Source organism: Thalassobaculum sp. (assembly GCF_040219615.1).
GTDB lineage: Bacteria > Pseudomonadota > Alphaproteobacteria > Thalassobaculales > Thalassobaculaceae > Thalassobaculum_A.
In genome coordinates this window covers 104,344-123,464 of sequence record NZ_JAVJSE010000013.1, presented here as the reverse complement: position 1 = coordinate 123,464, position 19,121 = coordinate 104,344, and the positions used below count along the sequence as shown (strand labels likewise).

Sequence of the window (19,121 nt, the reverse complement as noted above, 5' to 3'; positions counted from 1 at the left end):
GCGCCTACACGAAGGGGGTGTCGGGCACGTGGCCCTGGGCGAACCGGCGGTTCGCCTCGTCGAGGTCGGCCGGGGTCGAGATGTGATACCACAGGCCGTCGTGCACGGCGCCGAACAGCCGGCCGGCCTCCTCGGCCCGGTCGTACACCGCGTTCAGCGAGAACGCCCCGTCCGGCGCGCCGTCCAGCGCCCGCGGGTGCAGGATCGACACCCCCATATAGGCGTAGGGGGCCACGTGGCTCTCCGGGCGGCGGGTCAGCCGGCCGTCCGGGTCCATGCGGTAGTCGCCCAGGCCGTGCCAGCTCAGCACCCGCGCGAACGGGTACAGCAGCAGCAGCACGTCCATCGCCTGGTCGTCCCAGATCTCCGCGAAGCGGTGCAGGGCGTCGCGCAGTCCGTCCAGCCAGACGCTGTCGCCGTTGATCACGAAGAACGGCCGGTCGCCGAGCACCGGCAGCGCGTTCACCACGCCGCCGCCGGTCTCCAGCGCCTCGGCCTCGCGGATCAGCGTGACCGCAGGCGTCTCGCGGTCGGCCAGATGCGACTCGATCCGGTCGCTCAGGTGATGGGCGTTGACCACGGCCCGCGACACCCCGGCATCGGCAAGCTTGTCCAGGATGCGGTCGAGGATCGCCCGCCCGCCGACCTCGAGCAGCGGCTTCGGGCAGCTGTCGGTCAGCGGCGCCATGCGCACGCCGCGGCCGGCGGCCAGCACCATCGCGGTGTCGGGCACCCAGGGCGAGCGTTTCTTCAGTCCGGGCAGCAGCATGGCGTCTTCGGGGCGGTGGGGCGGGACGGGTGGGTCTGGATCATGGGCGGCGGGCCTCCGGCGCCGGTTGCACGCGCGCCGACGCCGGCACGACGGCCGCCAGCCAGGCCAGCACACGGTCCAGGCCGGCGAGGGCCAGGTCGCGCTCGACATGCCGCCAGATGCGCGGAATGTGGTGCAGGTAGCGCGGGTTGCCGTACAGCGCCGACTGCCGGCCGAAGATGCCGAACACCTTCAGGCCGCGCTGGGCGCCGAGCGCATGGTAGCTGCGGTCGAACGCCACCGGGTCGGCCGGTCGGATCGCCGCCCGGTAGCGGTCGAGCATGGCGTCCTCCAGGCCGTCGGCCAAGTCGCGCCGAGAGTCCTGCAGCAGCGACACCAGGTCGTAGGGGGCCGGCCCGGCCACCGCGTCCTGGAAATCCAGCAGGCCGCAGGCGGCGATGCCGGGCCGAGACCCCAGCACCATCAGGTTGTCGACATGGAAGTCGCGCAGCACCAGGGTCTCCGGCGCGCCGCGCAGCACCGGCATCGCCTCGCGCCAGGCCTCCAGGTAGCGGGCGCGCTCACCGGCGTCGAGTTCGCGGCCCAGCACCAGCGGGAAGTACCAGTCGAGCGGCAGTGCCGCCTCGGCCACCAGCTTGGCGTCGTCGTAGGGCGGGACGTCGTAGCCGACCTCGCCGGCCCGCCGGTGCAGGTCGACCAGCAGGTCGGTCGCGCAGGCGTACAGCGCGATCTCCTCGGCGCCGCCGGCCAATGCCCGGGTGTAGGTGGTGTCGCCGAGGTCCTCGAGCAGCAGGAAGCCGGCCTCGCGGTCGGCGGCCAGCACCTGCGGCGCGCTGTAGCCGAAGCGGTGCAGTTGGGCCGCCACCGACAGGAACGGCCGCACGTCCTCGCCCTTGTCCGGCGGCGCGTCCATCAGCACGGCGCGCCGGCCGTCGCGGGTCAGGCGGTCATAGGACCGGAACGAGGCGTCGCGGGCCAGCGGCCGGCGCTCGGCGTCGGCCCAGCCACAGGCGGCGAGGAAGCCGCGCAGCCGGTACTCGCGGTCATTGTCCGGTGCCGCCGTCGTGCCGGCGGCCACTGCGGTGGTCACGGCCGTCCCCTGCCTCCATTGCATCAGCCGGCCGCCAGGGCGCGGATGCGTCCGGCCCAGCCGCCGAACCCGACGAGCGTCGCGCGCCGGGCGTCCTCCGCTTGTTGGCACATTTCGAGGGCGAGTTCGAGGCGGTCGACGGGAACCCAGGGACCAAGCCGGTCCGGCCACTCGACCAGCAGCACGGCCTCGGCCAGTCCCTGCTCGATTCCCAGCTCGGCGAGTTCGTCGGGATCGCCGAGCCGGTACAGGTCGCAGTGCCAGACCGAGCCGCGCGGGCCGTCATAGGGCTGCACCAGGGTGAAGGTCGGGCTCGGCACCTCGGCGGCCGGGTCGCCGAGCCAGGCGCGCACGAAGGCGCGGGCGAAGGCCGACTTGCCGGCGCCGAGCGGACCGGACAGCAGTACCGCCTCGCCGGGCCGGGCGAGCGCGGCGACCTTGCCGGCCAGCCGCTCGGTGGCGGCCAGCTCGGGCAGGTCGATCGTGGCGGTCTCGGGTTCTGCAGCGGTCACGGCGGGACGTTCACTGTGGAGCGGTCATTGCGGGACGCTCACTGCTGGGCAGCGACCCGTGGGGCCGTGCGCGGAATGCGGCAGATCACCTCGGTGCCGTGTCCCGGCTCCGAGATCAGGGCGACGGTGCCGTTGTGCAGCTCGATCAGCGACTTTACCAGCGCCAGCCCGAGCCCGGCACCGGCGTCGCGCCCGGCACGCTCGAACCGGTCGAACACCCGGCCCTGGTCCTCGTGGGCGATCCCGACCCCGGTGTCGGTCACCCGGAAGATCACGGCGTCGGTGTCGTCCTCGACCGAGACCTGCACCCGGCCGCCGTCGGGAGTGAAGGAGAAGGCGTTGGAGACCAGGTTGTAGAGCGCCTGGGTGAGCCGGCGCTCGTCCACCAGGATCGGCGGGATCGCGCCGTCGGACCGGACCGAGAAGTCGATGCGCCGGGCCCGCGCCCGCTCGCGGCCGAGATGCTCGACCGCCTCGGCCAGCCTGGCAGGATCGACCTCGGCGCGGTCCAGCTCGAGATAACCGGCCTCGATCGAGGCGAGGTCCAGGATGTCGTTGACCAGCCGGACCAGGCGGTTCGACGACTGCAGGATCGCGCGGGCGTATTCCTTCTGCCGGTCGTTCATCGGCCCGGCATATTCCTGCTCCAGGATCTCCGAGAAGCCGATGATCGCGTTCAGCGGCGTGCGCAGCTCGTAGGAGACGTTGGCGAGGAACTCGCTCTTCAGGCGGTCGGCCATCTCCAGGGCCTCGGTGCGCTCCTGCAGGGCGCGCTGCACCGCCAGGGTGTCGGTGACGTCGCGGAAGTTCAGCAGGATGGCGCCGTCCGGCAGCGGCACCAGTCCGTAGTCGAGGATCCGGCTGTCGGCCTGCTCCAGCCGCCCGGACCGCGGCTCGCGCTCGGCCAGCCGCGACACCCAGTCGGCCTTCACGACGTCCCAGCGGTCCTGCTCGACGAACTGCGGCCGCATCGCCTCCAGCACCAGCCCGGCATGCGGCTCGTCGTCGCCGAAGCCGTCGGGCAGGCCCCACTGGTTGCGGAAGGTCGGGTTGATCAGCTTGAGCCGGCCGTCGGCCCCGAACGCGGCGATGCCCTCGTAGAGGTTGTCCAGGGTCTCCTGCTGGACCGCGGTCAGGGTGTTGTAGGAGCGTTCCAGGGTGAGCCGGTCGGTCACGTCCTCGAACACCATCAGCAGGCCGCCGAACGGGTGGGTGTTCACCGCCATGCGCACGGTGGTGTCGTCCGGCAGGAACAGCAGCTCCTCGTGACTGCCGATCAGGGTGGCGAACAGCCGGTTGAAGTCGTCGCGCCAGGCACGGAAGTCGGACTGCTCGGGCAGGCGGCGGTTCTCGCGGGCCCGCTCCAGCACCTCGGTGAGCGTCGGGTCGCGCTCCAGCAGGTCGGCGTCGACACCCCACAGCCGGCCGAAGGCGGTGTTGGCGAAGATCAGCCGCTTGTCGGGGCCGAACACCGCGACCGCGGTGTGCAGGGTCTCCAGGACCTCGGCATGGGCGTCGACATGGCGGGCCAGCTCTGACTGCAGCTGCTCGAGGGTGGTGAGGTCGCGGGCGGTGCCGACCGTGCCGGCCGCGGCGTCCGGCTCGCCGGTCCCGGTCGGGGCCTCGGTGACGTCGACCAGCCGGCGATCGCCGTGGATCACCATGTTGCGGCTTTCGCTCTGGGCGCGGCCCAGCTTGGCGGCCCGCTCGGCCAGCCCTGCGGTCTTCTCCAGCTCGGGGAACAGCGGGCGGGCGCCGGCATTGCCGTATTGCAGGGCGCCGCCGCGGTCGCGCCGCCAGACCGGGACGGCGACCGCCTCGAGGATCGAGCGCTCGTGCCGCGCCAGCCGATCGGGCAGCGCCGCCTCGGCCTCGCGGGCCGCCTCGCGGGCAGCAGCCAGGGCGCGCTCGGCCTCGGCGGTCCGCCTGATCTGCCGGGCGTACAGCACGGCCAGGACAAGGGTGAACCCGCAGAGTGCCAGAATGGTGATGACGTCGATGCCGGGCGCCGCCGCCTCGGCCGTCTGGGCGAGCGCGGACCGCGGGGCGACAATCGCCGCCCCGACCGGAATCAACGCTCTCAGGCTCCTGGTCTTCACGACCAGAGCCTACGCGTGCCGGGCCTGTCGCGACAAGCGCGCACCCGGCGACCGCTCGGCCGCCGGGTGCGGCATCCCCCTCAATCGGCCGCGTCGCGGTCGAGGGCGGCGGCGAGGCCGGCCGCCCGATCGGTGTTTTCCCAGGTCAGCTCCGGCTCGGACCGGCCGAAGTGACCGTTGCTGGCGGTCTGCCGGTAGATCGGCCGCAGCAGGTCGAGCATCTTGATGATGCCTTTCGGCCGGAGGTCGAAGTGCTCGCGAATCAGCTGCTCGATCCGGCGCTCCGGCACCCGCGCGGTGCCCTGGGTGTTGACGTGCACGCTGGTCGGCTGGGCGACGCCGATGGCGTAGCTCACCTGCACCTCGCAGATCTCGGCCAGCCCGGCCGCGACCACGTTCTTGGCGACGTAGCGTGCCGCGTAGGCGGCCGAGCGGTCGACCTTGGACGGGTCCTTGCCGGAGAACGCGCCGCCGCCGTGGCGGCCGATGCCGCCGTAGGTGTCGACGATGATCTTGCGCCCGGTCAGGCCGCAGTCGCCGTGCGGGCCGCCGACCACGAACCGGCCGGTGGGGTTGATCAGGTACCTGGTCTCGTTGGAGATCATGTTCGCCGGGATCATCGGCTTGACGATCTCCTCGACGACCGCCTCGGTCAGGGTCTTGTGGTCGACGTCCTCGGCATGCTGGGTCGAGACCACCACGGTGTCGACCGCCACCGGCTTGTCGTCGACATAGCGTACCGAGACCTGGGCCTTGGCGTCCGGGCGCAACCAGGCGAGCTTGCCGGACCGGCGGACCTCGTTCTGCTGCCGGGTCAGCCGGTGCGCCAGCATGATCGGCATCGGCATCAGCTCCTCGGTCTCGCGACAGGCGTAGCCGAACATCAGTCCCTGGTCGCCGGCGCCCTGGTCGAGGTCGAGGCCGCTGCCCTCGTTCACGCCCTGGGCGATGTCGGGGGACTGCTTGTCGAGCGCCACCAGGACGGCGGCGCTGGCGCCGTCGAAGCCGAGCCGGCTGTCGTCGTAGCCGATGTCGAGCACCACGTCGCGCGCGACCTGGGTGTAGTCGACCTGGGCGGTGGTGGTGATCTCGCCGGCCATCAGGATCAGGCCGGTGTTGACCAGGGTCTCGCAGGCCACCCGGCTGTTCGGATCCTGGGCCAGCAGCGCGTCGAGCACGGCGTCGGAGATCTGGTCGGCGATCTTGTCCGGATGGCCCGGACCGACCGACTCCGAGGTCAGGATATAGGCGTTGCTCATCGATAGCTCCGTGTCGGATTTAGGAATGCCGGGGACCCCGCCGGGCGGCGGCCGTGGCCGCGCCCGGCGGGTCAAGGGGTGGCGTCAGTTCGCGCGGCCGACGAAGTACTCCCAGCCGATCTTGCCGGCGTCGGCGGCGTCGACCCAGAACTGCAGGGCGGCCGAGGTGCGGTCGACCGCGTCCTTGCCGATGCGGTCCTCGAACCAGTCGCGGCGCAGCTCCAGCTGGTCGCGCACCCAGGCATAGGTCGGGGCCACGTGCTCCGACCAGTTCTCGTGGGTGTCGACCGTGAAGCCGGCCGCCTCGAGGGCCGACAGGTAGGCGGCGGTGTCCCACATGTCCGGCGACTTCACGCGCTCGTAGATGCGCTCGCGGTCGGCCTCCGGGGTCCCGTCGCGCACCAGCAGGTCGGTGAACACGATGGCGCCGCCGGGCTTGAGGACCCGGTTGGCCTCGGTCAGCACCGTCGACTTGTCGGCGGCGTGCAGGAAGGCCTCCTGGCTCCAGTAGTAGTCGAACCCCTCGGCCTCGAACGGCAGGTCGTGGAAGTCGGCGAACTCGAACCGGACCTTGTCTTCCAGCCCCTGCTCGGCGGTCAGCTCGCGGCCCCACTCCAGCTCGCGCTCGGAGATGTTCGACGCCACCACCTCGCAGCCGTAGCGCCGGGCCAGGAAGCGGGCCAGCGCCCCGTACCCGCTGCCGACGTCGAGCACGACGTCGCCGCGCCCCAGGTCGACGCCCTCGGCCATGCGCTCGTTCGAGCGCTTCATGGCCTCGCGCAACGACTCGTCGTCGCTCTCGAAGTAGCCGATGTGGATGTTCTCGCCCCAGATGTGGCGATAGATCTGGTCGGCCGGGCCGTCGTAGTAGCTCTTCGTCTGGGCGACGACGTCGGTCACCGCCGCCCGGTCCTTGGTCTGAAGATTCATGGTCTCCTCCCGGATGGTTGGGGCGGCGCTCAGTGGCGCGGCTTGACGGCGATCTGCTGGAAAAAGTCGACCTCGTCGTGTTCGAAACTGGTCTCGAAGTCGCCGTAGGTCGTGATGTTGGCGAAGCCCGCCTCGTCGAAGAGATTCTGCACGTAGTGCCGGCGCAGCGGGAACAGCGACAGGTGGTACTTCTTGCCGTCGGGGTAGGAGTATTCGAACTTCACCAGATCGTCGCGGATCTCGGCCGGGCGGGCGTCGACGCCGTTGCCCACGTAGTAGTAGCGGTGCTTCGAGCTGTAGCCGTGGTCGAGGATCTTGTCGTAGTTGCGGTGATCCAGGATCAGCAGGCCACCCGGCCGCAGCACCGTCCGCATCGACTCGAGCGCCTCCCGGCGGGCGTCCTCCTCGAACAGGTGGGAGAAGGCGTTGCCGAGGCAGACCAGGGCGTCGAACCGGTTGGGGCCGAACGCCTTGTGCAGTTCGCGCCAGTCGACCGTCCGGGTTTCGGCCAGTTGGACCTCCATGTCCTCGGCGTTCTGCGCGGTCTGGCGGATCATGGTCTCGGCGCCGTCCGACGCGGTCACCTCGAACCCGTCATGCGCCAGCCGGATGGCGTGGAAGCCGGTACCGGCGGCGATGTCGGCGACCGTCTTGCAGCCGTTGCGGCGCAACAGCCGCTCGAAGAAGCCGTTCTCGCCCTCGGCCCGGCCGTCCCAGCCGATCAGATCGTCCCAGCGCGAGACGAACTCCCGCGTGTACTCGCGCTTGTAGATGTCGTTCTGCATGTCGAGGTCTCCGTGGGTCTCTGGTCGGGCGACCGGCACAGACGGCGCCGGGTCGCAGGACATCGCGGCCGCGCGCTGGAATGCGGCACCACGACGGCAACAATCAATCGGGCGCGAATATCTGGCGCATTCGCGTACAGGATCGACCCGGAGTCTTGTGCGCTCGCGATCGGGCCGATGATGTCTGGTTGTATGGTTGATTCAACCGATCGAGATCTGAAAAGCAACCCCCTTTTGGGGAAATTTGACTTTCCGGTCGGTGAGTTTGATCATAAGCTATTGATATTAAATTATAATTATGAGATTCGTTTATGCGTTTCAGCCTGCGGAATCGGCCGGCGCCGGCGTCATGATATCCAGATGAGCGCAAAACCGTCGCTCTCTGTCGTTCATTCGACGGATTCGGTTGCGGTCGGGGTCCTGGGCAAAGGGTCAAGTATCGTTCGAAAAACAGTATAATTCAGATAAAAATGGTTAATTTTTCCATGTAGTATAGAGTTTGACGAATACATCCCGGTTCTGCAGAAACGAAAAGGGGCGCCCTGAGGCGCCCCTTCCAGCGATCGCCGCGCGCAGCGGCGGACGATCCGAACCTCAGTAGCGGTAGGCCTCGGGCTTGAACGGACCCTGCGGCGCGACGCCGAGATAGCTGGCCTGTTCCTCGGACAGCTTGGACAGGTTGGCGTTGATCTTCTTCAGATGCAGTTCGGCGACCCGCTCGTCGAGCTTCTTCGGCAGCACGTAGACCTGCTTCTGGTAGTTGGCGTGGTTCTTCCAGAGCTCGATCTGGGCCAGAACCTGGTTCGAGAAGGATGCGCTCATCACGAAGCTCGGATGGCCGGTGGCGCAGCCGAGGTTGACGAGCCGGCCCTCGGCCAGCACCAGCAGGCGCTTGCCGTCCGGGAACACCACCTCGTCGACCTGCGGCTTGACGTTCTCCCACTTGAAGTTCCGGAGCGCGCCGATCTGGATCTCGGTGTCGAAGTGGCCGATGTTGCAGACGATCGCCCGGTCCTTCATGGCCCGCATGTGGTCGATCGTGATCACGTCCTTGTTGCCGGTGGCGGTCACGAAGATGTCGGCCATCGGGGCCGCCTCCTCCATGGTGACCACCTGGTAGCCTTCCATCGCCGCCTGCAGCGCGCAGATCGGGTCGACCTCGGTGACGACCACGCGGGCGCCGGCGTTGCGCAGGCCCTGGGCCGAGCCCTTGCCGACGTCGCCGTAGCCGGCCACCACCGCGACCTTGCCGGAGAACATCACGTCGGTCGCCCGCCGGATGCCGTCGGCCAGGCTCTCGCGGCAGCCGTACAGGTTGTCGAACTTCGACTTGGTGACGCTGTCGTTGACGTTGATGGCCGGCACCGCGAGCGTGCCCTTCTTGGCCATCTCGTAGAGCCGATGCACGCCGGTGGTGGTCTCCTCGGAGACACCGCGCACGTCCTTCATCAGCTCGGGGTACTTCTCGTGCATGATGACGGTGAGGTCACCGCCGTCGTCGAGCAGCATGTTCGGGCGCCAGCCGTCCTTGCCGACGATGGTCTGCTCGATGCACCACTCGTACTCCTCCTCGGTCTCGCCCTTCCAGGCGAACACCGGGATGCCGGCCGCCGCGATCGCCGCCGCGGCCTGGTCCTGGGTCGAGAAGATGTTGCAGGACGACCAGCGGATCTCGGCGCCGAGAGCGGTCAAGGTCTCGATCAGCACGGCGGTCTGGATGGTCATGTGCAGGCAGCCGGTGATACGCGCGCCCTTCAGTGCCTGCGACGGCCCGTATTCCTCGCGGATCGCCATCAGGCCGGGCATCTCGGTCTCGGCGATGGCAATCTCGCGGCGGCCCCAGTCGGCCAGCTTGATATCGGCGACCTTGTAGTCGGTGAATTCGGCCATGTACGGCTCCCTGTGCAGCGGAAAATCGACGGGCGGCGCGTCGGCGCCCCTGACCCGGCGCGGCTGCAGACATGCGCCGGCGACGGGTCTCGCCCGGGGCGGCGTATAGCAAGGCGAGCGTCCGGGAGCAAGTTGACGGCGCCGACGGCCGTCCGGCCCGAAGGGTGCCGCGGGCGGTTCCGGCGGCTCCGGGGCCCGCGGTCGACAACCCGGCTGGCACGTGATCACCTCTGCGATCGCAGCGGCATTGCCGCCGTCCGCTCCGCCACGGAGAGCCTGCAATGCCCCGCCTCGCCGTCGCCCGGTTCTCGCACGAAGGCAACTCCTTCTCGCCGGTGCCGACCGGCCTGCCGGAATTCCGGCGCGAGTGGTATCGCGGCCAGGAGGCCGAGGCGGTCTACCGCGGCACCACCACCGAGGGCGGCGGCGCCGTCGCGTTCCTCGACGCCCGTCCGGAATGGCGCGGCAGCTTCCTGCGCATGACCGGGGCGACCCCGGCCGGGCCGGTCACCCGCGACGCCTACGAGGCGATCGTCGGCGAGATCGTCGCCGACCTGCGCGACGGTGGCCCAGGTGGCGGCGGCCCAGGTGGCGGCGGGCCGGGCGGCGAGGGCTGGGACGCGGTGTTCGTCTCGCTGCACGGCGCCATGCTGGTCGAAGGCATGGACTGTGCCGACACCGAGACCGTCCGGCGGATCCGCGAGGCGATCGGCCCGGACCTGCCGCTCGGCGTCAGCTTCGACCTGCACGCCAACCTCGACCCGCGGATCGCCGGGCTGGTCACCGTCGCGGCCGGGTTCAAGGAGCATCCGCACACCGACATGGCCGAAACCGCCGGGCGCGTGCTCGACCTGCTCGACCGCACCGTCCGGGGCGAGATCCGGCCGGTCGGGCACATCGCCAAGCTGGACGCCATCCTGCCCAGCATCAACATGCGCACCGCCGAGGGCCCGATGGCCGAACTGGAGGCGTTCGCGCGCGGCCTGGAGTGCGACCCGCGCATCCTCGACGCCTCGCCGTTCGGCGGCTTCTCCTACGGCGACACCGCGGTGGCCGGCGCCGGCGCCATGGTGTTCGCCGACGGCGACCGGGAGCTGGCCCGCGCCGCCGCCGGGCGCCTGGTGGACGAGATGCGCCGCCGGCTCGACCGCTTCTACATCGCGCTGCCGAGCGCCGAAGAGGGCATCGCCCGGGCGCTGCGCAGCGAGGTCCGGCCGGTCGCGGTGATCGATTCCGGCGACAACCCGCTGTCCGGCGGCATCGCCGACACCCCGGAGATGCTGCGCGCCCTGCTGGCGGCCGCGCCCGAGATCGCTTGTGTGTTCGCGTTCCTCGCCGATCCGGGCCTGGTGGAGCGCTGCCGGGCCGCCGGCGAGGGAGGTACGGTCGAGGGCACGCTCGGCGGCCGGATCAGCCGCGACTTCGGCCCGCCGGTGCCGTTCGCGGGGACGGTGCGGCGGCTGACCGACGGCAACTACGTGAACAGCGGCCCGATGATGCACGGCCTGCCGATGTCGCTCGGCCCGACCGCGATGATCGACGTCGGCAACGTCGGGATCATCGTCACCACCGCCTGCGGCTCGGCGCACGACCCGGCGTTCTTCGCGCTGCACGGCATCGACGTCGCCGCGACCGCGGTGCTCTGCGTGAAGGCCAAGAACCACTTCCGGGCCGCCTTCGGGGCGATCTGCCCGGCGATGATCGACATCGACGCGCCGGGACCGGCCGCCCTCGACATCGCCGGCTTCCCGTTCCGGCTGGCGCCGCCGACCCTCTACCCGTTGCGCGCCGGCTGACCGGCCAGCGCCCTCTCTTCCCCTGTCGTCATTCCGGAGCGGAGCGCCGCAGGCGGGACGGAGCCTGAACCCAACAGCCGCAGCCGTCGCAGGAGGTGGCACCCGTCGTCACGTTTATGGTGTTCACACATCGCGAAAACGTCAGCTTCTTGAAGTATTTGGCAGTGCCCGTCACGCAGTGGATCCCGGAGCCGGCTGCTCGCGCAGCCCCTCCGGAATGACGAAGTGAGGGGTGGATCCAGGAGGGAAACCGGCCAAATCCTGCCCACCTTCGTCATTCCGGAGGGGACGCGCGAGCGTCCGGCTCCGGAACCCACCCGCCGCCGAGAAATGTGTGAATCGCGAAGGTCGTCACGTGGGTTCCGGCTCGGCGGCGCCGGGGGCGGCGCATCCGTCCGGAATGACGAAAGGGAAGGAGGCACGATACCGGAATCAGCCGGTGCCGGGCTCGGCCAGCGCCGGCACGCAGACCCGGCGGCCGGAGGCCAGGGTCTCGACCGAGACCGGCACGCCGTAGACCGCGCTCAGGGCGGCGTCGGTCAGCACCTCCGGCGGTGCCCCGAGCCCGCGGATCCGGCCGTCCTGCAGCAGCGCCACCCGGTCGCCGACCGCGAAGGCGTGGTCCGGGTCGTGGGTCGACAGCACGATGCCGAGGCCGCGGTCGGCCAGCCGCCGGATCTCGGTCAGCACCAGGGCCTGGTTCCCGAAATCCAGGCTGGCGGTCGGCTCGTCCATGACCAGCAGCGGCGCCGCCTGGGCCAGCGCCCGGGCGATCAGCACCAGCTGGCGCTGGCCGCCGGACAGGTCGGTGTAGGGAGACCCGGCGCGCTCCGCGAGCCCGACCGCCGCCAGCGCGTCGTCGGCCGCCTGCCGGTCGGCGGCGCCGGGCTGCGCGAACAGGCCGAGCCGGGCGGTCCGGCCCATCAGCACGACCTCGTGGGCGCTGAACGGGAACACCGGGGCGTGCGACTGCGGGACATAGGCGGCGCGGCGGCCGATCTCCGGCCGCGGCATCCGGTCGAGCGGGTCGCCGCCCAGCCGCACCGTCCCGCCCTGCGCCGGCAGCAGGCCGAGCAGGGTGCGGAACAGCGTGGTCTTGCCGGAGCCGTTCGGCCCCAGCAGGCACAGCACCTCGCCGGCGGCGACCGCCAGGTCGATGTCGCGGCCGACCGCCCGGCCCGGATAGCCGATCGCCAGGCCGCCGGCTTCGACGAGCGGGTTCATGGGGCGCGCGGTCACGACCAGCTGCGCCGGCCGCGCGCCAGCAGCCACAGGAAGAACGGCGCCCCGATCGCCGCCGTCAGGATGCCGAGCGGCACCTCGGCGGTCCCGATGCTGCGGGCCAGGGTGTCGACCACCAGCATGTACAGGGCGCCGAGCAGGGCCGCGACCGGCAGCAGCCGGCCGAAGCCGGGGCCGACCAGCATGCGCGCGACATGCGGGATCACCAGCCCGACCCAGCCCACGACGCCGGCGATCGCCACCACGCTGGCGGTCACCAGGGTGGCGCACAGGATCACCCCGGCACGCAGCCGGCGGACCTCGACGCCGAGCGCCCGGGCCTCGTCGTCGCCGAGCGCCAGGACATTGATCCGCCAGCGCAACAGAACCAGCGGCACCAGCCCGACGGCGACCGCCGGCAGCGCCGGGACCAGGTCGCCGGCGCGGATCGAGGCCAGGCTGCCGAGCAGCCAGAAGGTGATGGCCGGGAGCTGGTCGTAGGGATCCGCCAGCACCTTCAGCAGCGAGGTCGCGGCCCCGGCCAGCGCGCCGACCACGACGCCGGCCAGCACCAGCACCAGGATCGGGTCGCGGCCCCGGACCGCAGCCGCCACCGCCGCCACCAGGGCGACGCAGGCGAGGCCGCCGGCGAACGCCATGCCCTGGATCGCCGCGACCGGCAGCGACAGGAAGATCCCCAGCACCGCGCCCAGCCCGGCGCCGGCCGACACCCCGAGGATGTCGGGCGACACCAGCGGGTTGCGGAACAGGGTCTGGTAGCAGGTGCCGGCGGCCGCCAGCGCGCCGCCGACCAGCAGCGCCGCGGCGACCCGCGGCAGCCGGATCGCGAACACCACGGTGTCGACGCTGTCGCCGATCGTTGCGCTTCCGGACAGCCGGGCGGCGACCGCCGCCAGCACCTGGGCAAGCGTCAGCGGGTAGGGCCCGACCAGCATCGCCGCCGGCACCGCGGCCGCCAGCAGCAGCGCCAGGATCGCGACCGCGCCGGGCGACCGCATCGCGCCCGGGCCGGTCAGGGCGCCCGCCCGTCGGCCCATTCGATCAGCCGGTCGATCGCCGGCCCGTCGAGGTTCACATGGTAGTAGGTGCTGTAGAACGTTCGGACCTGGGTGCGCAGATCGCTCGGGAATCGCTCCGGGTAGAACAGCCCGGCCAGCCATTTCAGGCCCATCAGCCGGTTCAGCGACGGCGGCCGGTCGATCCAGCCGAACGGCGCGGTCGGCGACAGGTAGACCCGGCCGCGCTTCACGGCGGCGATACCGGCCCACAGCGGGTCGGTCCGGACCGCCCGGTAGAAGTTGCGGTCCCAGGTCACGATGGTGTCCGGGTCGGCGACGATCACCTGCTCGAGCGAGGCCTGTACCAGGCCGCGCCGACCGTCGCCGGGGTCGGCGACGTTGCGGCCGCCGGCGCGCTCGATGATCTCGGTGTTGATCGAGCCCTTCAGCCCGGTCTCCAGCCCGTCCGGTCCGCGCGCCAGGTAAACCCTCGGTCGTTGCGCTTCCGGAATCTCCGCCAGCGCGGCGTCGAGCCCGGCGAAGCTCGCCTCGACGTCGCGCGCCAGGGCCTCGCCGCGATCGGCCACGCCGAGCGCCGCGCCGGCGGCCCGCAGCGAGGCGGCGGTGCTCTCGAACCGGCCGTCGAACAGCAGGTAGGGGATGCCGGTCTGGGCCTGCACCCGGTCGGCGAGCGAGACGTAGGTGTCGCGCACCGAGCCGAAGTCGACGATCACGTCCGGCTTCAGCGCCAGCACCAGCTCCAGGTTGGCGTCGCCGCCGCGCCCGGTCAGCCGGCCGGTCTCCGGCAGGTCGCGGTAGGGCTCGGCGACGTAGGGCCGCTCCTCGGCGCGCAGGGCGCGCGGCCAGCCCAGCAGCGCCTCGGGCTTCAGGACGTAGACCAGCACCGAGGCCGGCGGGCCGGCGGCGAACACCCGGCCGACGCTGTCCGGGACCTCGACGGTTCGGCCGGCGGAATCGGTGACGGTCCGAGCCGCCGCCGGAAGCGCCGCGAGCAACACCGCCAGGATCAGGAGTACCCGCTGCACCATGCGTCCCGGTCCGTCATCCGTCGGTCGTGAAGCCGTGGACCTGCAGAACCTCCCGGCCGTCCGGCGCCAGTATAGCCAGGGCCAGCCGGCGGGCCGAGGCGGGGGCGTGGCGCCGTACGGCAAGGGCATAGGATGCAGCCACCGACAGTGCCGGCGGCGGGTCGACCATCCGCAGCGCCGGGTTGTCGGCGATCGCCGCGACCGCGTTGGTCCGGTAGGTCAGGAACAGGTCGGCCTGGCCGCCGTCGACCAGCCAGGCGTAGACGTGGCGGCCGGGCGGCGCGGCCGGCGGGACCTCGCCGCCGGTCAGCACCCGGGCCTTGGCCACCAGCGCGGCCCGGGCGCCCGGCCGCAGGGTGTCGGCGGCGGCGAACAGCCGCCAGGCGTAGTCGCCGGACGGATCGGCGCCGGGCGTCGAGGTGCCGACCGTCACCGCCGGGTCGAGCAGCACGTCCAGCAGGGTCCCCGGCGAGACCGCGAGGCCGGGTCGCGCCAGGGCGCACAGCCCGTTGCCGGCAAACCGCACGACCGCCGATGCCCAGCCATGGCGGGCCAGCGCCAGCGGGTGACCGAGGTCGGCCGACAGGAACAGGTCGCAGCGCTCACCCGCGGCGATCCGCCGACGCAGCAGGCCCGACGGGCCGACCGTGATGTCCGCGTCCATTCCGGGCCGCGCCGTGAGGTCGGCGACCGCCGCGGCCAGGCTGCCGGCGGCCCACAGCGCCGGGCGCCCGGTCATCGCCCGCCCGGTCCCCGGCCGCCCGGTCCCCGGCCGACCGGCTTGGCCATCGACGCCGAGGTCGGGCGGTCGAAGCCGGGATGCGCGGTGCGCGCGGTCTCGACGTAGCCGAGCCGCTCGAACATCCCGATGTTATCCGCCAGGGCCAGCCGCACGCCGAGCGTCACCGAGGCGGCGCCGGTTTCGGCGGCGAAGGCTTCGACCGCCGCCACCAGGGCCGCCGCCACCCCGCGCCCGCGGGCCGCCGGCGGCACCGCCAGACGGTCTAGATAGATCGCTTCGCCCTTACGCTCGGCACAGACCGCCCCGATCACCGTGCCGTCGGCATCCTCGGCGACAAACAGCGCGCCGGCGGCCAGCCGCCGGGCCAGGCTGTCGACGGTCTCCTTCATGGCCGCCGACGGCGGCGCCAGCTTCCCTTCGTATTCGGCGAAGGCGCCGTGGATGGCGGCCAGCACCTGCGGCAGCCGGGCCGGCCCGTCCAGCCGGACGACCCGGACGCCGGCGGCATTCACACCGCGCCCCGCAGCCGGTCGCCGACCTCGCCCATGCGCTCGGCCTCCAGGTTGGCGAAGGCCAGTCGCAGATACGGGTCCTGGCCGGGGCCGAACACCGTGCCGGGCAGCGCCAGCACGCCGTGCTCCTGGGCCAGCCGCTTGGCGACGGCCGCCGCGGTCTCGCCGACGAAGGGGTGGCGCAGATAGGCGAAATAGGCGCCGGTCGACACCAGCTCGAAGCCGAGGTTGCCGCTCTCGAACTCGCGCAGCAGCGCCTCGCGCCGGCCGGCCATCATGGCCCGCTTCCCGTCGGCCCAGGGCAGCAGGTGCCGCAACGCGTACAGCGCGCCGTCCTGGGCGATCCGCGAGGCGCAGATCGACACCGTGTCCATCAGCTTGGCGACCTGGTCGACGAAGCCGGCGCCGGCGACGATCGAGCCGACCCGGTAGCCGGTCAGGCTGAACGCCTTGGAGAAGCTGTAGAGCTGGATCACCGTGTCGCCCCAGGCCGGGTCGCGGAACAGCCCGTGGCGCGGCTCGCCGGGGTCCAGGAAGTCCTTGTAGGTCTCGTCCAGCACCAGGGCGATGCCGTATTCGGCGCAGACGTCGCGGAACTGCGCCAGCACGTCGGGCGGGATCACCGCGCCGGTCGGGTTGTTCGGGGTGACCAGCACCAGCGCCCTGGTGTTCGGGCCGATCAGCTTGACGGCGTCGGCCGGGTCGGGCACGCCGCCGCGGTCCGGCCGGAACGGCAGGTGCCGGGCGGTCACGCCGAGGGCATCCAGCCACATCTGGTGATTGAAGTAGTAGGGCAGCGGCAGGATCACCTCGTCGCCGCGCCGGGCGAGCGCCATCAGCGCCAGGGTATAGGCCTGGTTGCAGCCGCCGGTGACCAGCACGTTGTCGGCGTCGATCGAGCCGCCGTACACCCCGGCCATGTGCTCCGCGAGCGCCTCGCGCAGCGGTGCTATACCGGTGATCGCGGTGTATTGCGCGGTCTCGAACAGCCGCACGCGCTCGGCCAGGTGGGCGCGCAGCTCCTCGGCCGGCGGATAGCTCGGCACCGCCTGGCAGAGGTCCAGCAGCGGCCGGTGCGCCGGGTAGGTGCGTCCGGCGACCCAGCCCTTGGCCTCGGCGATCGGCGGCTCGACGACGGACACGACGTCGGGATTGGCGGCGAAGGGCATGGCGCGGAAACCGGTAGGTGGCGGACGGCGGAGGATATGGCGGGCGAGCGGGCGCGCGCCATACCCTATCTACCGCTCGTCGCTGCGTGGGTCCCGGAGCCGGCTGCTCGCGCAGCCCCTCCGGGATGACGACCTAATGTTTCCGTCATCCCGGAGGGCCCGCGACAGCGGGCGGCTCCGGGACCCACAGGGCGACGGGCGCCCCCTACCGCACCCCCTCCGCCGCCAGCCACTCGAGCAGCCGGTCCACGTCGCCGTCGTCGTTGAACAGGTGGACCGAGCAGCGCACCCGGCCGGAGCCGTCCCACAGGTGGATGCCGGCGGCGGCGGCGCGGGCGACGATGCCGGCATCGTCCGGGTGCGCGAAGGCGACGTTGCCGGCCCGCTCGGCGGCCGGTCCGGGGGTGACCATCTCGAGGCCGCGCGCCGCGAGGCCGGCATGCAGGCGGGTCGCGAGCCGCTCGGCGTGGGCGGCGATCGCCGGGATGCCGAAGCCGGCCAGGTAGTCGAGCGAGGCGCGCAGCAGGTAGACGTCGAGATGGTTTGAGTTGCCGGCCTGGGCCCGGCGGCCGTCGGCGTGCGGAACGTAGCGGCTGTGGTCGGGCCCGTCGCTGCCCGAGCACCAGCCGACCGCCAGCGGCTCGAAGTCCGGCCGGCGCGCCCGGTTCCAGGCCAGCACGCCCATCTGGGTGGCGCAGAGGTACTTGTAGCAGCTCGATACCGTGACGTCGGCGAGGGTGCCGTCCACCGGCACCACGCCGAGCGCGTGGCTGGCGTCGACGATCAGCATGGTGCCGGCCGGCAGGCCCGCGGCCAGCGCCGCGACGTCGATCCGCTGGCCGGTCAGCGAGGTGACCTGGCTGGCATACAGCGCCCGGGTGCGGGCGTCGCAGGCCGCCAGCAGGTCGGCGGGCTCGATCCGCCAGCCGCGGCCCGGCACGACGCGCGGCTCGACCCCGAGCTGGGCCAGCCGCAGCATCGCGTGCCGGCCGGCGGCGTAGTCGAGCGCCGAGACCACCACGCTGTCGCCTTCCCGCCAGTCGATCGCCGACAGGGCCCGCGCGATGCCCTCCGACGCGCTGCCGATCAGCGCGTGGTCGGCGGGCGGCAGGCCGGTCAGGGCGGCCAGCCGGTCCTTGGCCTCCAGCCCGACGTCCCAGTGCCGGTGGTAGCCGGCGGCGCCGCCGGCCTTGTCGGCTGCATAGGCCTCGAAGGCGGCGCGGTGGGCCTTCAGCAGCGGCGGCTGCCCGCCGGTCGCCAGGTGGACGCGGCCGTCGTCGAGGCCGATGAAGTCGGATTTCGGGGCCAGCATGGAGGGATGATAGGGCGGCGGCGAAGACGATTGTCAATTTCGCAGAACGAAACGACAGTTCAAGAAAATCGATCGGATCCAGGGAGGCACGACATGGACGGAAGCGACGGGCAATCGGTGCTGCTGCGCCGCGAGGGCGCGGTGGCGGTGGTCACCCTGAACGAGCCGGCGTCGCTGAACGCGCTGTCGGCCGGCATCAAGGACGGCATCGAGGCCCACATCCCCGCGCTGGTGGCCGATTCCGCGGTGCGGGCGATCGTCATCACCGGCACCGGCCGGGCGTTCTGCGCCGGCGGCGACATCCGGGCCTTCGACCAGCGCGACACCACGGCGATGCGGCTGCGCATGCAGCGCACCTACCGCTGGCTGGTCCCGCTGCTCACATCCGACAAGCCGGTCGTGACCGCGGTCAACGGGGTCGCCGCCGGGGCCGGGTTCTCGCTGGCGCTGGCCGGCGACGTGGTCTGCGCCTCGACCGAGGCGAAATTCAAGCCGGGCTTCCCGGGCATCGGCGCGGTGCCCGACCTGGCGCTGGCCTATGCCCTGCCGCGCGCCGTCGGCATGGTGCGGGCCAAGGACATCCTGCTGTTCAACCGCGAGGTCTCGGCTACCCAGGCGCACGAGATCGGCATGGTGGCGCATCTGGCCGAGCCCGACGCGCTGATGGACACCGCGCTGGAACTGGCCGGCCAGCTCGCCGCCGGCCCGACCCTGGCGTTCGGCCTGACCAAGCAGCTGCTGCAGCGCGCCTTCGAGCTGCCGCTGGAGGGGTTCCTGGAACTGGAGGCGATGGCCCAGACCACCGCCTTCGGCAGCGCCGACTTCGCCGAGGGGGTGGCGGCCTTCCGCGGCAAGCGCAAGCCGGACTTCAAGGGCGGGTGAGGTGCGGGGCGGCGGGTGGGTTCCGGCTCCGGTCCGCCGTCGGCGGCCCGGTCCGGAATGACGAAGGGAGGGGAGGCGTCGG

17 protein-coding genes are annotated in these 19,121 nt (G+C 71.9%); 2 read left to right on the top strand and 15 right to left on the bottom strand.

All coding sequences use genetic code 11. From position 1 onward, the window contains the following. Window positions 1-4: 4 nt before the first annotated feature. The 8 genes from RIC31_RS08170 to ahcY all read right to left on the bottom strand — a co-directional run bounded on the left by RIC31_RS08170 (window position 5) and on the right by ahcY (window position 9,337). Window positions 5-769 (bottom strand): nucleotidyltransferase family protein, encoded by a 765-nt coding sequence (locus tag RIC31_RS08170; RefSeq protein WP_350105018.1) that lies wholly within the window; start codon window positions 767-769, stop codon window positions 5-7. Window positions 770-809: 40 nt separating this feature from the next. Next, window positions 810-1,862 (bottom strand): aminoglycoside phosphotransferase family protein, encoded by a 1,053-nt coding sequence (locus RIC31_RS08165; RefSeq protein ID WP_350105015.1) that lies wholly within the window; start codon window positions 1,860-1,862, stop codon window positions 810-812. A gap of 23 nt (window positions 1,863-1,885) precedes the next feature. Beyond that, window positions 1,886-2,374, bottom strand: coding sequence for a tRNA (adenosine(37)-N6)-threonylcarbamoyltransferase complex ATPase subunit type 1 TsaE (gene tsaE, locus RIC31_RS08160; protein ID WP_350105013.1), 489 nt, complete (start codon window positions 2,372-2,374; stop codon window positions 1,886-1,888). 38 nt (window positions 2,375-2,412) lie between these two features. Further along, window positions 2,413-4,473, bottom strand: a complete 2,061-nt coding sequence (locus RIC31_RS08155) for a sensor histidine kinase (RefSeq protein ID WP_350105011.1) — start codon at window positions 4,471-4,473, stop codon at window positions 2,413-2,415. 80 nt (window positions 4,474-4,553) lie between these two features. Continuing rightward, window positions 4,554-5,732, bottom strand: coding sequence for a methionine adenosyltransferase (gene metK / locus RIC31_RS08150; protein ID WP_350105008.1), 1,179 nt, complete (start codon window positions 5,730-5,732; stop codon window positions 4,554-4,556). An 84-nt stretch (window positions 5,733-5,816) separates the two neighbouring features. Beyond that, entirely contained in the window at window positions 5,817-6,662 is an 846-nt protein-coding gene (locus RIC31_RS08145; protein WP_350105006.1) for an SAM-dependent methyltransferase, read from the bottom strand. A 29-nt stretch (window positions 6,663-6,691) separates the two neighbouring features. Further along, window positions 6,692-7,447 (bottom strand): class I SAM-dependent methyltransferase, encoded by a 756-nt coding sequence (locus RIC31_RS08140; RefSeq protein ID WP_350105004.1) that lies wholly within the window; start codon window positions 7,445-7,447, stop codon window positions 6,692-6,694. A gap of 594 nt (window positions 7,448-8,041) precedes the next feature. Continuing rightward, the gene (ahcY, locus tag RIC31_RS08135; protein WP_350105001.1) at window positions 8,042-9,337 is read right to left on the bottom strand and encodes an adenosylhomocysteinase; all 1,296 of its coding nucleotides are present in this window, start codon (window positions 9,335-9,337) and stop codon (window positions 8,042-8,044) included. 281 nt (window positions 9,338-9,618) lie between these two features. On the opposite strand from ahcY, the gene RIC31_RS08130 reads away from it, so the two are divergent. Then, window positions 9,619-11,133: a M81 family metallopeptidase gene (locus tag RIC31_RS08130; protein ID WP_350104999.1), complete on the top strand. Its 1,515-nt coding sequence runs from the start codon at window positions 9,619-9,621 to the stop codon at window positions 11,131-11,133. 432 nt (window positions 11,134-11,565) lie between these two features. Here the strand turns inward: RIC31_RS08130 and RIC31_RS08125 are convergent, their stop codons facing one another. The 7 genes from RIC31_RS08125 to RIC31_RS08095 all read right to left on the bottom strand — a co-directional run bounded on the left by RIC31_RS08125 (window position 11,566) and on the right by RIC31_RS08095 (window position 18,157). Continuing rightward, a complete protein-coding gene (locus tag RIC31_RS08125; RefSeq protein WP_350104997.1) occupies window positions 11,566-12,372 on the bottom strand; it encodes an ABC transporter ATP-binding protein in 807 nt (268 codons plus the stop codon). Further along, window positions 12,369-13,412: a FecCD family ABC transporter permease gene (locus RIC31_RS08120; protein WP_350104994.1), complete on the bottom strand. Its 1,044-nt coding sequence runs from the start codon at window positions 13,410-13,412 to the stop codon at window positions 12,369-12,371. Before RIC31_RS08120 ends, RIC31_RS08125 begins: the two co-directional genes overlap by 4 nt. Beyond that, on the bottom strand, window positions 13,388-14,422 hold the full coding sequence (locus tag RIC31_RS08115) for an iron ABC transporter substrate-binding protein (RefSeq protein WP_350104992.1): 1,035 nt from the start codon (window positions 14,420-14,422) through the stop codon (window positions 13,388-13,390). Before RIC31_RS08115 ends, RIC31_RS08120 begins: the two co-directional genes overlap by 25 nt. A 13-nt stretch (window positions 14,423-14,435) precedes the next feature. Further along, entirely contained in the window at window positions 14,436-15,161 is a 726-nt protein-coding gene (locus tag RIC31_RS08110) for a substrate-binding domain-containing protein (protein WP_350104990.1), read from the bottom strand. Then, window positions 15,158-15,676 (bottom strand): GNAT family N-acetyltransferase, encoded by a 519-nt coding sequence (locus RIC31_RS08105; RefSeq protein WP_350104988.1) that lies wholly within the window; start codon window positions 15,674-15,676, stop codon window positions 15,158-15,160. The genes RIC31_RS08110 and RIC31_RS08105 overlap by 4 nt, the downstream gene beginning before the upstream one ends. Next, entirely contained in the window at window positions 15,673-16,845 is a 1,173-nt protein-coding gene (locus RIC31_RS08100; protein ID WP_350104986.1) for an aminotransferase, read from the bottom strand. The genes RIC31_RS08105 and RIC31_RS08100 overlap by 4 nt, the downstream gene beginning before the upstream one ends. A gap of 205 nt (window positions 16,846-17,050) precedes the next feature. After that, a complete protein-coding gene (locus RIC31_RS08095; RefSeq protein WP_350104983.1) occupies window positions 17,051-18,157 on the bottom strand; it encodes an aminotransferase class V-fold PLP-dependent enzyme in 1,107 nt (368 codons plus the stop codon). Window positions 18,158-18,250: 93 nt separating this feature from the next. On the opposite strand from RIC31_RS08095, the gene RIC31_RS08090 reads away from it, so the two are divergent. Then, on the top strand, window positions 18,251-19,039 hold the full coding sequence (locus RIC31_RS08090; RefSeq protein WP_350104981.1) for an enoyl-CoA hydratase/isomerase family protein: 789 nt from the start codon (window positions 18,251-18,253) through the stop codon (window positions 19,037-19,039). The last annotated feature ends 82 nt before the right edge of the window (window positions 19,040-19,121 follow it).

Bases quoted from the DNA above. Each gene is read 5' to 3' on its own strand.
- RIC31_RS08170 (WP_350105018.1), bottom strand. From the start codon at position 769: ATGCTGCTGCCCGGACTGAAGAAACGCTCGCCCTGGGTGCCCGACACC.
- metK (WP_350105008.1), bottom strand. From the start codon at position 5,732: ATGAGCAACGCCTATATCCTGACCTCGGAGTCGGTCGGTCCGGGCCAT.
- RIC31_RS08145 (WP_350105006.1), bottom strand. From the start codon at position 6,662: ATGAATCTTCAGACCAAGGACCGGGCGGCGGTGACCGACGTCGTCGCC.
- RIC31_RS08140 (WP_350105004.1), bottom strand. From the start codon at position 7,447: ATGCAGAACGACATCTACAAGCGCGAGTACACGCGGGAGTTCGTCTCG.
- ahcY (WP_350105001.1), bottom strand. From the start codon at position 9,337: ATGGCCGAATTCACCGACTACAAGGTCGCCGATATCAAGCTGGCCGAC.
- RIC31_RS08130 (WP_350104999.1), top strand. From the start codon at position 9,619: ATGCCCCGCCTCGCCGTCGCCCGGTTCTCGCACGAAGGCAACTCCTTC.
- RIC31_RS08120 (WP_350104994.1), bottom strand. From the start codon at position 13,412: ATGGGCCGACGGGCGGGCGCCCTGACCGGCCCGGGCGCGATGCGGTCG.
- RIC31_RS08115 (WP_350104992.1), bottom strand. From the start codon at position 14,422: ATGGTGCAGCGGGTACTCCTGATCCTGGCGGTGTTGCTCGCGGCGCTT.
- RIC31_RS08110 (WP_350104990.1), bottom strand. From the start codon at position 15,161: ATGACCGGGCGCCCGGCGCTGTGGGCCGCCGGCAGCCTGGCCGCGGCG.
- RIC31_RS08100 (WP_350104986.1), bottom strand. From the start codon at position 16,845: ATGCCCTTCGCCGCCAATCCCGACGTCGTGTCCGTCGTCGAGCCGCCG.
- RIC31_RS08095 (WP_350104983.1), bottom strand. From the start codon at position 18,157: ATGCTGGCCCCGAAATCCGACTTCATCGGCCTCGACGACGGCCGCGTC.
- RIC31_RS08090 (WP_350104981.1), top strand. From the start codon at position 18,251: ATGGACGGAAGCGACGGGCAATCGGTGCTGCTGCGCCGCGAGGGCGCG.